This is a genomic window from Rhodospirillum sp. A1_3_36 (genome assembly GCF_047263945.1).
Lineage (GTDB): Bacteria > Pseudomonadota > Alphaproteobacteria > Rhodospirillales > Rhodospirillaceae > Rhodospirillum.
Genome location: NZ_JBLAVB010000002.1, coordinates 343087 through 357543 on the forward strand (window position 1 = coordinate 343087; position 14457 = coordinate 357543).

The 14457-nt window shown below is 60.2% G+C and carries 9 protein-coding genes and 1 tRNA gene; 6 read left to right on the plus strand and 4 right to left on the minus strand.

Going from position 1 to position 14457, the window contains the following annotated elements:
• Window positions 1-180: 180 nt before the first annotated feature.
• Genes ACLIRY_RS06075 through ACLIRY_RS06085 form a run of 3 tightly spaced genes read left to right on the plus strand, consistent with a single transcriptional unit; the run spans window position 181 to window position 4555 of the window.
• Window positions 181-2394 (plus strand): uroporphyrinogen-III synthase, encoded by a 2214-nt coding sequence (locus ACLIRY_RS06075; RefSeq protein ID WP_413204464.1) that lies wholly within the window; start codon window positions 181-183, stop codon window positions 2392-2394.
• 4 nt (window positions 2395-2398) lie between these two features.
• Window positions 2399-3709, plus strand: coding sequence for a heme biosynthesis protein HemY (locus ACLIRY_RS06080; protein ID WP_413204465.1), 1311 nt, complete (start codon window positions 2399-2401; stop codon window positions 3707-3709).
• A 12-nt stretch (window positions 3710-3721) separates the two neighbouring features.
• Entirely contained in the window at window positions 3722-4555 is an 834-nt protein-coding gene (locus ACLIRY_RS06085; protein ID WP_413204466.1) for a rhomboid family intramembrane serine protease, read from the plus strand.
• Between the two features lie 292 nt (window positions 4556-4847).
• Here the strand turns inward: ACLIRY_RS06085 and gmhB are convergent, their stop codons facing one another.
• Together gmhB and amt are read right to left on the minus strand one after the other, a co-directional pair.
• Complete coding sequence (gene gmhB / locus ACLIRY_RS06090; RefSeq protein WP_413204467.1) at window positions 4848-5414, minus strand: D-glycero-beta-D-manno-heptose 1,7-bisphosphate 7-phosphatase; 567 nt, start codon at window positions 5412-5414, stop codon at window positions 4848-4850.
• A gap of 152 nt (window positions 5415-5566) precedes the next feature.
• Window positions 5567-8842, minus strand: coding sequence for an ammonium transporter (gene amt / locus ACLIRY_RS06095; protein ID WP_413204468.1), 3276 nt, complete (start codon window positions 8840-8842; stop codon window positions 5567-5569).
• Between the two features lie 186 nt (window positions 8843-9028).
• On the opposite strand from amt, the gene ACLIRY_RS06100 reads away from it, so the two are divergent.
• Window positions 9029-9103 (plus strand) — tRNA-Thr (locus tag ACLIRY_RS06100).
• Between the two features lie 374 nt (window positions 9104-9477).
• On the opposite strand, the gene dnaJ is transcribed toward ACLIRY_RS06100, so the two are convergent.
• Both dnaJ and dnaK read right to left on the minus strand, forming a co-directional pair.
• Window positions 9478-10626, minus strand: a complete 1149-nt coding sequence (dnaJ, locus tag ACLIRY_RS06105; RefSeq protein ID WP_413204469.1) for a molecular chaperone DnaJ — start codon at window positions 10624-10626, stop codon at window positions 9478-9480.
• Between the two features lie 200 nt (window positions 10627-10826).
• Window positions 10827-12737, minus strand: a complete 1911-nt coding sequence (dnaK, locus tag ACLIRY_RS06110) for a molecular chaperone DnaK (protein WP_413204470.1) — start codon at window positions 12735-12737, stop codon at window positions 10827-10829.
• 458 nt (window positions 12738-13195) lie between these two features.
• Between dnaK and ACLIRY_RS06115 the strand changes: the two genes are divergently transcribed.
• On the plus strand, window positions 13196-13450 hold the full coding sequence (locus ACLIRY_RS06115) for a DUF1178 family protein (RefSeq protein ID WP_413204471.1): 255 nt from the start codon (window positions 13196-13198) through the stop codon (window positions 13448-13450).
• Between the two features lie 46 nt (window positions 13451-13496).
• Window positions 13497-14369 carry a DUF1848 domain-containing protein gene (locus ACLIRY_RS06120; RefSeq protein WP_413204472.1) on the plus strand — a complete coding sequence of 291 codons (873 nt, stop codon included), beginning with the start codon at window positions 13497-13499 and terminating at the stop codon, window positions 14367-14369.
• Window positions 14370-14457: the final 88 nt, after the last annotated feature.

A 14457-nucleotide genomic window follows, 5' to 3' on the forward strand; every position in this document is an offset into this window, starting at 1 on the left:
AGGACGACCCGCTGGATTGGGGCCAGTCCGCTGCCTTCCGGCGCCGGGTACAACGGGGGTCCCTTCGAAATCAGATGGGACCATCTGTCCCTTGGCGCCTCCATCTGGTTTCGAAGAGGCCCATCCCAAAGATGGAAGTCTCCGTTCCTTGCACTGACAGAAAGGCAAAACGTCCAGGGTATGCGCGCGCTGATCACTCGTCCGGCAGAAGACGCTGAACGCCTCGCCTCGCCCCTTCGGGCGCGGGGGGTGGAGGTTATCCTTGAACCCCTTTTGGTGATTCTCCCCATGGCCGGACCCGCACCCAACTTGACGGGTGTCCAGGCGCTGCTGTTCACCAGCGCCAATGGGGTACGGGCATTTTCCGCTATGGCATCCAGCCGAACCTTGCCCGTTTACGCTGTGGGAGAGGCGACGGCCAAGGTTGCCCGGGATTTGGGGTTTGCCCAAATTGACTCGGCCAATGGCGATGTGGAAGCCCTGGCCACCCTGGTTCGATCCAAGCTTTCTCCCACGGGGGGAGACCTTTTGCATGTGACCGGGACGGTGACTGCGGGTGATCTGGCCGGAACCCTGGAAGCTGAGGGCTTCACCGTCCGGCGGGAACAGCTCTATCAAGCTCGAACGGCCGTCGCATTGTCCAAGGAGACACGGGAGGCCCTGGCCAATGAAACAATCGACGCCGTTTTCCTGTTTTCGCCGCGAACGGCCAAGACCTTTGTCGCTCTGTTGGCGAAAGCCGGTTTGACCGAGGCCATGAAGCGGGTGACCATATACGCCCTGAGCCGCGCGGTCGCTGAAGAGGTAAAGGACCTGCCCACTCGGGCGACGCGGGTCGCCGAGTTTCCAACCCAGGAAGCCCTTATGTCCCTCTGTAACGGGGATCTGAAGGCGGGTGGGAGCGTTGAGGAAAAGAACGTGGACAAGTCCGGTCACGTCGGGCCGGAAGGGACCAGAAAAGGGGGACCCCCGGGAATGAACACACCATCCAAGGATGACCGTCCCAAGGACGAGGTCGCAGGCTCAGCCGAGGACGCTCCGGGCAAGGATGCTCCGGTCGCGGACAAGGGGCGAGAATCGGGGGAGGAGAAGGCAACACCCTGGACCGCAGCAGCCAGACCCGAGGAACCGGTCGGCGAAGAGAAACCAGAAGGAGACGATGGGGAGGATGCCGCCTATGGCGGATCGACCACTCCAGTGGCGGCAAAGGCCGCCCCAAAGGCACCCGGCAAGAAGGGCAGCGGCCTAGCCCTGTTCGTTCTCCTGCTGCTGGTCATTGCCGCAGCCGCTGGGAGTTACCCCTGGTGGCGTCCCATGGTGCCAGAAGCCATCAGAGCCCATTTGCCTGCCATCCCTGGTGCACCGGATTCCCCCAAAGTGGTCGCCCTCGAGGGAACGGTGTCCACTCTGGAAGGGCGGATCTCTGCGGTGGAAAACGCCATCGCAACCCTGCGGACCGACCTGGGAGAGGACAGCGGACCGGCCGTGGCGGACCGCATCGCCGCCCTGGAAGAGGATCTCGCCGCCCTCCAGGGGATGACAGGTCCAGCTTCAGAAGACACTGGACCTGAGACCGCATCCGTCGTCGCTGCCGTTCCCGACCTTGGGCAATCCGACGTCATCCTCGGCCTTCGTGAGGAACTTCAAAACACCCAGGAAACCATCGCCGACATGCGAGACCAGTTCAGTGAACTGGAAACCGCCCAGGCCGATCTCAAAGGCAACCAAGTACCCCCGTCAACGGTTCTGGCCCTGTCGGGACGACTGACGGAAATCGAGGCCCTTGCCCGTCAGGCCAATACGCGCCGAAACTCGGCACTGGCCCTGCTGCTGGCCGTTGGCCAACTACGGGAGGCCGCAGCCCAGGGGGAACCTTTCAAGGCCGAATTACTGGCCGTTACCGCCATCGCCAAAGGCGCAGGCATGGAAACCCATGGTATTCCGGTCCTGGAGCCGCTGTCCGAAACCGGCGTAAGCACCCGGGCCGCCCTGCGCTTCCAGTTCGACAGCGTGTCCCGAGCCGTTTCCCAAGCGAGCCTGGCACCGGAAGGAAGCAACTGGATGGACCGGACCCTGGGGGCCCTGACCAATCTGGTAACCCTGCGTCGGGTCGACGGGGGCGATGCCGAGGGGGACGGGCCGCTCGACCTACTGTCCCGGGCAGAGACCATGGTCTTACAGAACGATTTGGCCGGGGCCGTCGCCGTCCTGGAAAATCTGACCGGCGCCCCGGCAGAGGCGGCCCAACCTTGGGTCAACGCCGCCAAGGCCAAGCTGTCCGCCGAAACCGCCCTGTCCGAATTGACCGCCGAAGCCCTGGCTGCGGTGGGAGCAGCCGACGCCCTGGCGCCGGTCAACTCCAACGGCGCTCCCTCGACCGGAACGGAGGGTTAAGGCCATGATCCGAATCCTTCTCTTCATTGCCGCGGCCGCCGTCTTGGTTTTCGGCGCGGTTTGGGTGGCCGATCGACCCGGAGCCGTCATGGTCGATTGGATGGGCTGGCGGGTTGAAACCTCCGTCATGGTCCTTTTGATCGGTCTCATCCTCCTGGTCGGCCTTTTTGTTCTGCTCGCCCGAATTTTGGGGGGGACCCTCCGCTTACCCAAGACCATTGGCCGGAACCGCAGGGAAAAGAAGCTGAAGCGGGGCGCTTTGGCCCTGGGTGAGGGAATCGCCGCAGCTCGGGGGGGAGATGTGATGCTCGCCCGGAAACTATTAAAAGACGCAGAAAAGCTGGTTCCCGGAGCGGCAGGCGTCTCCCAGTTGTCTGCGGATACCGCCGCCGCCGCCGGGGATTTGGAGAGCGCCGAGAAGGCCTATACGGCCATGCTCGACAACCCCCGCATCCAGGCCAGTGGCCGCCGGGGTCTGCTCGAAACCGCCATGGCCCGGGGGGACAAGGACAAGGCCCTGGTAATCGCCCGGGAAGCCCTTGGTGCCGGTGTGGACGCTCCCTGGGTTTTTGGCGCCCTGTTCCGCCTGTCCCTGGACAAAGGGGCCTGGGCCGACGCGGAAATTGCCCTGACCAAGGGTGGCCAAGCCATTCTTTCTCCGGAGGAAGACCCCAAGGCCATCCGCGCCGCTCTGCTTTGCGCCCAGGCCCGGGACGCCGAGGCAGAGGGCACCCACCCCATAGCCGAGAAGATGGCCAAACAAGCCCAGGAATTGAATCCCGATCTGGTGGAAGCCACCCTGATCCAGGCCCGCGCCCTCATGGCGATGGGCAAGGAAAAGAAGGCCCACCAATTAATTGCCGCCCAATGGCGCCGTCTACCCCATCCGGACCTTGAAGCCTTCTTTATGGCTCCGGTCACGAATGGAGATCCCCTGAAAGCGGTGAAACGGGCCGAGGAATTGGCCGCAATCAATCCTGACCATCCGCGCAGTCACCTACTGAAGGCTCGGGTCGCCCTGGATGCACGGTTGTGGGGGCAGGCCCGCCGGGATCTGGAGCACTTGGCCCATGGCAAACCCACTCGCCTCATCTGCCAGTTGATGGCACGACTGGAGGAGGGGGAGAAAGAGGATTTGGCCAAGGCCAATGCCTGGTTGATCAAAGCCTTGGACGCTGACCCGGATGCGCAATGGGTCTGCGAGGCCTGTGGAGGCACCCTTGCCACCTGGGAGCCCCGGTGCGGAAGTTGTGGGTCTTTGGGTCAGGTCTCCTGGCGAACAACCACGCGGGATTTGGTGGCAGCCGCGGAATAGGGGGCGTCCACTGTGCTCCCTTTGCACGATGACAATCCGACGACAATCAGGCCGGTGGTCACCATCGGCCTGATCCTTTTGTGCATGATCGTCTATTTATATCAGGCCCAATTATCCGACCGGGAGAGCCAAGCCTTTTTGCTATCCTACGGCTTCCTGCCCCTGCGCCTCTTCGTGGATTTTCCAGGGGAGGAACAGTTTCCTCTCCCGTCCGCCGCGACCCTGTTCACCAGCATGTTTCTCCATGGGGGGCTGTTGCACCTACTTGGCAACATGTTGGTCCTTTGGGTGTTTGGGAACAACGTGGAAGACGCCATGGGGCATGGGCGCTTTCTGGTTTTTTACCTGCTTTGCGGCGCCGCCGCCTCCCTGTTTCATGGGGTGTCCGACACGCATTCGGCTATCCCCATGGTGGGGGCATCCGGTGCGATTTCCGGAGTAATGGGGGCCTATATTCTCCTCTATCCTCGGGCGCGGATCCTTTGCTGGGCCTGGATCTTGGTCCTCCGCCTGCCAGCGGTGGTCTTCCTGGGCCTTTGGTTTGCCATGCAGGTGCTCTCCGCCTTGGGGGGAGGGGAGGGAGGCGTGGCTTGGTGGGCCCATGTCGGAGGATTCCTGGTCGGTATGGCCTTGCTCTTACCCTTCAAACGACGGACTGTGGCCCTGTTTCGCGCCCGGTCAACGGAAGGCCTGCGCACCGCAGCCTTTGGGGCAGGCCGTCGAGGGCTGCGTCCTCCGCCCTCTGGGTATTCCCAGAGGCGCCCGCCCATCGTAACCCTGAAACGACCCCGAACCCGCTTTCCCGAATCAGGACGCACGCCACCCCGCAAAGGACCCTGGTCTTAGAGCATATTGCGTGAAATGTGATTCACGCAACAGTCGATGCTGTCCCGTCACGGGGCTTTGCTCTGTCCCCCACTGGGACCGACAGGCGCCAAACTCTTATTTTCGGCCGAAAGGCCCCAGACCCCGGGCTGTTATGTTTAAAAGAAAAATGGGGGTTTGGGGGCATTGACCCCCAAATGGGCTTGGGCAATCGCCAAAAAAGACGAGACACTGTCCTATACCCTGCGTCTTGTCCCAACTGGACCAGCTTGAGTCATGTCGGCCCAGTTTCACTCCAAAATCCCGTCGAGCGCTACCGCTCGCCTTGTTTGTCCAACCGCCCCCCGATGAAAGCGGCGGCCTGGGTAAGGCCGTCAGCGACGAAGACCGCCCCGTGATCGCCCTCGCTTTCCACACCGCTTCCAGAGCCGGTGCGCACCAGGATCGGCTCTGCGCCAACCGCCCGCCCCAAGTCCAGATCGACGCGCTTATCACCGATCATGAACGAACGAGCCGGATCAAAATCGATATCCGCCAGGGCTTGGTCAACCATCCCCCGTCCCGGCTTCCGGCAAATGCAACCATCCTCGGTTCCATGGGGGCAGTAGTAAATTCCGTCGAGTGTGATACCTTCATCGGCCAGGATAGCCCTAAATCGGGCGTGTATGTCTTTTAGATCGTCCTCCGAAAAATATCCCCGGGCGATACCGGATTGGTTGGTGACCACAATTAAGGCAAACCCCAGATCCCGCATCATACGCAGACCTTCCGCTGCACCCGGCAACAACTCCAATTGCTCTGGCCGGGACAGGTAGTGGGTGTCGACGTTAATCGTTCCGTCCCGATCCAGGAGGACAGCGCGGCGAAGCACTTCAGTCATGGGTGATCTCCGGTCATGGAGTAGGGTGGGGCTAGAGTGAAACGGGATCAGCGTGAGTCAAGCTGGCCCCGTTTCACTCTCATTCTATAAGTTTTAGAGTATTCCGAGATCAAGTTTGGTCGCGAAGCGACTCAACTTGATCTCGGAATACTCTAGGTTGGGGTCAAGTGATCACGGTTCAGAGAGGGAGCCACCGGGGTGGAGGGCAATTGGTGTATGTCGGGAGCGACTTCCGGCAGAGTCAAGGTGAAAGTCGCGCCTTCTCCCTCTTTGCTTGACGCCACGATCCGACCGCCCAAGCTTCGGGTCACAATATTATAGACGATGTTCAGGCCCAAGCCGGACCCTCCGGACCCGCGTCTGGTCGTGAAGAAAGGATCGAAGATCCGCTTCAGGTTGTCGCGGGGGATACCCACCCCATCATCGGAAAAAGTTAGGCGGATCCAACCCGGCACATCAAGGCTCACGGACAATGTCATAGACCCCTTACGGTCATCGGGGAATGCGTGGGTCAAGGCATTCATCACCAGATTTGTCACCACCTGGGAGAGGGCACCCGGGTAACTCTCCATCCTGATGTCCTCCGGACAGATCAGTTCCAGGCTGTGTTGGGTTTTCCGCAGTGCCGGGCCAAGGCTGGGCAAAACTTCCGATAGATACCCACGCAGATCGAAGGGCCGCCGATTGTCACTGGACTGGTCCACGGCCACCTGTTTGAAACTCTGGATCAGGTCGGCGGCCCGGGTGATATTGGACACCATCATGGCCGTTGCCTCTGCCGCCGTGAACAGGTAATCGCTGAAATCCGACTTGCGGACCCCCCCTTTCTCAAACAGACCGCGCAGACTCTGGGTTTTTTCCTGAAGATGTGTCGCTGCGGTCAGGACGATGCCCACGGGCGTATTGATTTCATGGGCCACCCCAGCCACCAAACCGCCCAAAGATGCCATTTTTTCGCTTTCCACCAGAGTGTCCTGGGTCGCCCGCAGATCCGCCAGAGCCTGCTCCGCGTTTTCTCGAGCCTCACGGAGGCCATCCTCCAGAGCCTTGCGTTCCGTGATACTCGTCGTGACCGTCAGGATCGCCTGCTTCCCTTGGAATTCAATGAGCCGAGCAGACATCATAAGCCACAGGTCCTCTCCATCTGGACCCTTGAAATGGGCTTCGAAGCCGTCCACCTGCCCCTTTTCCTTCAGGATCTGAATGAATCCTTCCCGGTCTTCCGAGGACCGATAAAGGTTTGCGATTCTGGTCCTCTCGCTTTCCGTTTCCAGGCCGTAGGAACTCACGGCCAAATCATTGCAGAACAGGATTTCACCGTCCTTTAGGGTGGTGACCAGGACAGGTAAGGGAATGGATCCCATGAGAATTCTCAGGGTTTCCTGCGCTCGCTTCCGCTCGGTGATATCCCCGATGCCCCCCACGACCCTCTCGACCCGACCGCGCCCATCGCGCAGACCCACGCCATGTTGCCGAATCCAGATGATCCCATTCACGGCCTGAAAGCGGTATTCATGGGCGAACCGATCGGTCAGTCCCTTTAAATGGGCGCGCAGAATGGCCTGAAACGTGTCGTGGTCATCACTGTGGATACGCCTCACCCATTCATCAACGGTTATGAACGCCCGAGCTTCACCGATAATTTGCTGAAGTCTGGGCGATAGCTCGATTTTCTTGCGGGACAAGTCCCAATCATACAGCCCATCGTTGGCCGCCTTCATGATCTGGGCATAGCGGGCTTCGCTATCCTTCAAGGCCCGGTCCATTCGACGACGGTCAGTGACATCCCGGAGCAGGGCGATAGAAAACCGCTCCCGCCCCAGATTGGCGTAAGAGAAGGACACTTCCACCGGGAAGATCCCTCCGTCGGCCCGGCGAGCCATCAATTCGGAAACGACGGCCTCCATGTCACCGTTGCTGGCTCCGACATCAGGGCCCTGGGGAAGCAGATCGACCAAGGTCTTTCCGGTCATCGCGTCGGCTGGATAGCCGAACATGGTCTGAGCCGCTGGATTGGCCGAAATAATTGACAGGGTGTCTCCGGCGAAGGTCAGGATGGCGTCCCGAGCCGAGCGGATAATCGTATCCGATTGGGTCATGGCCCGTTCCAGGGCATCCATGACCCGGTTATAGCGGAGCGCGATGGCGCCAACCTCGGTAAAGGGTTCGACCCGAAGCCGGGCTTGGGGATCACCGGATGCTGCCTGGGCTTCCATATCTTGGAATAGGTCGACCAAATCCGTTGTCGCCCCATGTTCGGAAACGTTCAGTCCCCGGTCCTCGTCATCAGGTGGAACCCGAAGCCCCATCAAACGATCCACCAATTTGATGGCCGGATACCCCAAACCGAACGCCCAAAGCCCGCAAACCACCACGCCAAGGGCCTGAACCCCCAATTGGGACAACCAATCCAGTCCCGTACCCAAGGCCTCGGGCCGACCAAACAAGGCGACAGCCAAGGTCCCCCAGATACCAGGGACCAGGTGGGCGGGCACCGCACCCACGACATCGTCCAAACCCCAGTGGGGCATGGCCCGCTCCGTAGCCAGCATTAACAATCCGCCAACGACACCGATAATCACGGCGTCCCCGGTAGAAACCGCATGGGCATTGGCAGTAATGGCCACCAATCCGGCGATGGCGCCGTTCAAGACAACACCCAAGGCCAAGGTTCGTTCCACGGACATGGATAGGGCCGATGCCACCACAGCACCCGAAGCTCCGGCGATGACCGTATTGACAATAATGCCAGGGACCCGTCCATCGAGGGCCAAGGTGCTGCCTCCGTTGAATCCGAACCAGCCCAGGTACAGCAAGAGCGTTCCAAGAACCGCCAGGGGCTGGTCGCTGCCCTGGATGGTGCGGGGCTGGCCATCGGGTCCGAAACGCCCCATCCGGGGACCAATCACCATAATTGCGGCCAAAGCCATCCATCCCCCCAGGGAGTGGACCACGGTTGAACCGGCAAAATCGACAAAACCCAAATCGGCCAACCAGCCATCAGCATTCCAGGCCCAATGCCCGTAAAAAGGATAAAAAATGACCGCAACCAGCGCGGCGACGACCAAGTATCCCGTCAGGCGCATCCGTTCTGCAGTGGCGCCCGAAATAATCGTCGCCGCCGTGCTGCAGAACATGGCCTGAAAGAGGAAAAAGGCGGCCTGTTTTGGGTCCTCGCTGAAATCCATGGCCAATCTATCGAGGCCAATCACCCCCCTCCAGGCGGGACCAAACATGATTGTGTAACCAATCGCCCAAAACAGCAGGACGGTCACGACGAAGTCGGCCATGTTCTTGACCGCAACGTTGATATTGTTCTTGGCCCGTGTAAAACCCGCCTCCAGACAGGTAAAGCCCGCTTGCATCAGGAAAACCAAACCCGCGCACAGCAGCACCCACACCAGATCAACGCTTTCCCGCTCCGTCATATCGCGTTACCGCCCTGTGCCCATTGGGGTTTCCTGGAAGGCAGCAGTTTAATCCCCCTCACAGATCACCGCAATGCACCATAGAAATTACCTCAAACGGACTCTTGCGTCCGGGGGAAGTTGGGATTATGGTCCGCCGTCCAACCAACAAGGTTCCCAGGCAGTTTCCGGTGGGACCTTGTGTGCGCCGCCTTAGCTCAGGGGTAGAGCAACTGATTCGTAATCAGTAGGTCCGCGGTTCAAATCCGCGAGGCGGCACCATTTTTAAATCATTCTATTATTGGCTGATTTGTGAGTTCACGGGACACGAGACTGTCTTGTATTTTTTGGGCGACGGGCCAAACCCATCTGGGAGCAAATGCTCCCAAACCCCCCTTTTTCTTTTATACTCTTGTCCTTGAAAAACCGAAAAACGCGGGGCTTTGCCCCGCCCCCAACCGGGGCCTGAGGCCCCGGACCCCCATTCGTTTTTTTACCAATGAAATCAAAGGATTCGTGACCCCTTGCGGGTCTGGGCAGAGCCCAGCAACCGCGAAGCAGGGGTTCCGGATTTTCAACTGGCCAGCACGCCATAGGATCGCGTGCTGGCCAGTTGTTTCAAATCAACGATGCGGGGTCTTGTCCCCGATTCGAGATCAATCTGTCAGGTCTTCCCAGAATTCCTTCACCTTCCTGAAGAAGCTGTTGGATTCGGGACTGTGCCCACCAGAATCGGCATCCTTATCCCCAGCGTCCTCAAACTCCCGCAGAAGCTCTTCTTGACGCTTGGTCAGATTCACTGGCGTTTCCACGCTCGCATGAATGAACATATCCCCACGAGAGGTGCTACGGAGAACGCTCATCCCCTTGCTGCGCAGACGGAACTGGTTGCCCGATTGGGTGCCCTTGGGAATGCTGAGTGACGCCCGACCGCCATCTATAGTCGGGACCTCGATCGTACCACCCAGGGCCGCAGTGGTCATGCTGATGGGGACTTTGCAATGAATGTTAGCGCCATCCCGCTGGAAAATCCGGTGGGGCGCAAGGGCCAAGAAAATATACAGGTCCCCCGCTGGGGAACCCCGCATCCCTGCCTCCCCTTCACCGGCCAGACGAATCCGGGTACCTTCCTCAACACCGGCAGGAATGGTAACCTCCAGAGTCTTTTCCTTACGCTTGCGCCCCGATCCACCGCATTCGCCACAAGGATCGCTGATGACCTTGCCTTGACCATGGCAGGTGGGGCAGGGGCGTTCGATGGTAAAGAAGCCCTGCTGGGCCCTGACCCGCCCCGCACCCCGACAGGTGGGACAGGTGTCCGGCGCCTTGCCCCCTTTGGAACCACTGCCGCTACAGGAATCGCACGCCACTGAGGTCGGCACATGGATGGAGGTCTTTTTGCCCGCGTAGGCTTCCTCCAGAGTGATTTCCATATTGTAGCGCAGGTCGGCGCCACGCGTGGCGCCGCCACCGCCCCGGCGACCACCACCCATGAATTCCCCGAACATTTCGTCGAAGATATCAGCGAAGCCGCCACCGAAACCGAAATCACTGGCTTGTCCACTGCCCATTCCACCCTGCTCAAAGGCAGCATGGCCGAATCGGTCGTAGGCGGCGCGCTTTTGATCGTCCTTGAGGACCTCGTAGGCCTCGTTCACTTCTCGGAACCGGGCCTCGGCCTCCTTATCATCCGGATTGCGATCCGGATGGTTTTGCATGGCAAGTTTGCGATAGGCCCGTTTCAGGTCATCGCCCGAGGCGTTCTTCTCGACGCCCAGAACCTCGTAGAAATCCCGTTTGCTCATGGTGTGCGGGTCTGTCCTTGGGGTTTGGGAAAGCGGAAGGCGGCGTACACGTCCTGTGACACAGAACCCAAACGCCAGCCCCTCAGGTCACCTACCCAGATAACCTTCGTGAACTGACGCCGGGACTGAGGCGGAAACGCAGTCCGCACCAGGACGCAACGTCCAAGGGCCGGGAGATCCCAGCCCTTGGCGCCTGACGATTAGTCTTTCTTCTTGTCGTCGACTTCCTCGAAGTCGGCATCCACAACCCCGTCATCGGCCGAACTGGCCTCCGGACCACCCTCGGACGCGCCATCGGCAGCTTCCTGGTTGGCGGCGTACATGGCTTCACCCAGCTTCATGGCGGATTGCATCAGAACTTCGGTCTTTGCCTTGATCTGTTCGGCGTCACCGGAGTCCATCACCCCCTTGAGGTCCGCCAGATCACTCTCGATCTTGGTCTTATCCTCAGCGGGGATTTTGTCGCCATATTCCTTAAGGTTCTTCTCGGTCGAATGAACCAGACCATCGGCCTGATTGCGGGCTTCCACCGCTTCCTTACGCTTCTTGTCGGTCTCAGCGTTGGCCTCGGCCTCACGCACCATGCGGTCGATATCGCTGTCGGACAGACCGCCACTGGCTTGGATGCGAATCGCCTGTTCCTTGCCGGTGGCCTTATCCTTGGCGCTGACGTTCACGATACCGTTGGCGTCAATATCAAAAGTCACCTCAATCTGCGGCACGCCACGCGGTGCGCTTGGCAAACCAACCAAGTCGAACTGCCCAAGCATCTTGTTGTCCGCCGCCATCTCGCGCTCACCCTGGAAGACCCGGATGGTCACCGCCGTCTGGTTATCCTCAGCGGTGGAGAAGGTTTGGGACTTGCGGGTCGGGATGGTGGTGTTGCGGTCGATCAGGCGGGTGAACACACCACCGAGGGTCTCGATACCCAGGGACAGCGGGGTCACGTCAAGCAGCAGCACATCCTTCACGTCGCCCTTCAGAACACCGCCCTGAATGGCGGCGCCAGAGGCCACAACCTCGTCCGGGTTCACGCCCTTGTGAGGCTCCCGACCGAAAAAGGACTTCACCGTCTCCTGAACCTTGGGCATGCGGGTCATACCGCCGACCAGAATCACCTCGTCGATCTCGCTGGCCTTCACCCCGGCATCTGCAAGCGCCTTCTTACAGGGGTCAATGGTGCGCTGGATCAGATCGTCCACCAGCGCTTCCAGTTTGGCGCGGCTCACCTTGATGTTCAGGTGCTTCGGGCCGGACTGGTCGGCGGTGATGAACGGCAGGTTCACTTCGGTCTGCATGGAGCTGGACAGCTCGATCTTGGCCTTCTCCGCCGCTTCTTTTAAGCGCTGCAATGCCAGACGGTCGGAGCGCAGATCAATCCCCTGCTCCTTTTTGAACTCATCGGCCAGATATTGGATGATCTTGGCGTCAAAGTCCTCACCGCCCAGGAAGGTGTCGCCGTTCGTCGACTTCACCTCGAACACACCATCGCCGATTTCCAGAATGGACACGTCGAAGGTACCGCCACCCAGGTCGAAGACCGCAATCGTGCCGCCGCTTTTCTTGTCCATTCCATAGGCCAGGGCCGCAGCGGTGGGCTCGTTGATGATGCGCAGCACATCCAGACCGGCGATCTTGCCGGCATCCTTGGTGGCCTGACGCTGGCTGTCGTTAAAATAGGCCGGGACGGTGATGACCGCCTGGGTCACGCTTTCGCCCAGGTGCGACTCAGCCGTTTCCTTCATCTTCTGCAGGATAAAAGCGGAAATCTGAGACGGCGCGTAGCTCTCGTCGTGCGATTTAACCCATGCGTCCCCATTGTCACCTTTGACAATGCTGTAGGGAACCAGCCCCTTGTCCTTCTCAACGGTGGGGTCTCCATACCGGCGCCCGATCAGCCGCTTGATGGCGAACAGGGTATTTTCCGGATTGGTGACGGCCTGACGCTTAGCGGGCTGACCCACCAAACGCTCACCGGATTCAGTAAAGGCAACCATTGAGGGTGTGGTGCGCCCACCCTCGGCGTTTTCGATAACGCGGACATCCTTGCCATCCATGACGGCCACGCACGAATTCGTCGTGCCCAGGTCGATGCCGATAACCTTGCTCATCTTTCATACTCTCCCGATTGGCGGACTCTCCGCGACCACGTTGGCATCGCGGTGTATCCCCGGAAACCGGCGCAGACAGTGCCCTGTTGGAGCTGCCGCCGTCGCGAAACGGTTCCGAATTGACGATATCGCGCCCCCCTTGGGCACGCTTAACCCCTATATAGGAGATACCCCGAGCACCTGCAACAGGCTCTCTCAAGAGGTTTTTTCTCCCGTATATTCAGACGCTTACCTTCAGTCAAAGACCGTTTCCCCGGTTTGGGGCGAGGGCAGGATAGCACTCTCCCCCCGAGACTGCCAAGCGGCTAGCTATGAAAAGCATCCGTTTGGTGCATCTGAGAGGTCCCCAGGGTCAAAGAATGGAGCCGAGAAGAATGGGACCAAAGAGTGCGTTTCCCTTGCCCCTTTTCCCCCGAGGGTCAGAGGGACTATAAGGGACTTCAGAAACCGGACAGCCCATGGGGATTCAAGCAATGATCCGCTACAGCCTAGAATGCAGCCACGAGCATGTCTTTGAACACTGGTTCGACAACATGGCCGATTATGATGGCAAGGTCGAGGCTAAGTCCCTCGCTTGCCCAGAATGCGGAGACACGGACGTCCGCAAGAGCTTGATGGCACCGAGTATCGGTGGACCGGCGGCCACCGCTCAGCCCGCACCCTGTGGTGCTCCGGCTTGCGCCTCAGGCATGTGCCCCTCCATGATGGGGTGACCGGGCGCCCGCCCACCGCCTCTCCCTCGGCTCCCAGATCTTCCCCATGATCGTTTCCGCCAGTTACCGGACAGATATTCCCGCCTTCCACGCTGCGTGGTTCGCAAGGCGACTGGAAGCCGGATGGGTGGAGGTCCGCAACCCCTATGGCGGTCCTCCAGGCCGGGTCTCCTTGAAAGCCGAGGACGTGGAGGGCTTCATCTTTTGGACCCGAAACGCGCGACCTTTCCTGCCCCAGCTCGAGCAGGTCGCCGCCCGGGAAATCCCTTTCGTCGTCCAGTATACCATGACGGGCCACCCCTCTCGCCTGGACGGCGGCACGCCCCCCCCGGATCAGGCCTTGACCGTGATGGAGGAGATCGCCCGGACCCATGGGTCCGATCGGGTTGTCTGGCGGTACGACCCGATCGTCTTTTCCGACCAGACCCCGAAGTCCGTCCACCGAGAGACCTTCGCGCGGCTGGCCGACCGGGTCGCGGGACGGGCGCTCGCCAATGAAGTGGTGGTTTCCGTCCTCCAGCCCTATAAGAAGGCCGCGCGGCGTCTGGACAAGCTCCACGACCTGGCTTGGTGCGACCCTCAGGTGGAGGAAAAGCAGGCCCTTCTGAGGGACTTGGCCGACCTGGCCGCAGAGCGGGGCCTGCGCCTTTCCCTCTGCGCCCAACCCGAGTTATTGGTCCCCGGCGTAGTCGAGGCCGCCTGCATAGACGCCGCACGCCTGTCGCGCATTGCCGGTCGGCCCATCGCTCCCAAGGCCAAACCCCACCGACCCGCATGCGCCTGCGTCCAGTCCCGGGATATTGGCGCCTATGACACCTGCGCCCATGGCTGCGTATACTGTTACGCTGTCAACGGTCAGGAGCGAGCCCGGCGTCTGGTTGCAGAACAAGATCCGAAGTCCCCTCGCCTTGGACCCTGACTGACTGCCGCTTTGTACTGCGAGAAAAAATTCGGGTCGCCAAACCTTTTTGAATGAAGGCGAAATCAAGGCGGACGATATACACAAA

What these genes read in the sequence shown, in the direction of transcription:
- ACLIRY_RS06075 (WP_413204464.1), top strand. Translation starts at nt 181, where the DNA reads ATGCGCGCGCTGATCACTCGTCCGGCAGAAGACGCTGAACGCCTCGCC.
- ACLIRY_RS06080 (WP_413204465.1), top strand. Translation starts at nt 2,399, where the DNA reads ATGATCCGAATCCTTCTCTTCATTGCCGCGGCCGCCGTCTTGGTTTTC.
- gmhB (WP_413204467.1), bottom strand. Translation starts at nt 5,414, where the DNA reads ATGACTGAAGTGCTTCGCCGCGCTGTCCTCCTGGATCGGGACGGAACG.
- amt (WP_413204468.1), bottom strand. Translation starts at nt 8,842, where the DNA reads ATGACGGAGCGGGAAAGCGTTGATCTGGTGTGGGTGCTGCTGTGCGCG.
- dnaJ (WP_413204469.1), bottom strand. Translation starts at nt 10,626, where the DNA reads ATGAGCAAACGGGATTTCTACGAGGTTCTGGGCGTCGAGAAGAACGCC.
- dnaK (WP_413204470.1), bottom strand. Translation starts at nt 12,737, where the DNA reads ATGAGCAAGGTTATCGGCATCGACCTGGGCACGACGAATTCGTGCGTG.
- ACLIRY_RS06115 (WP_413204471.1), top strand. Translation starts at nt 13,196, where the DNA reads ATGGGGATTCAAGCAATGATCCGCTACAGCCTAGAATGCAGCCACGAG.
- ACLIRY_RS06120 (WP_413204472.1), top strand. Translation starts at nt 13,497, where the DNA reads ATGATCGTTTCCGCCAGTTACCGGACAGATATTCCCGCCTTCCACGCT.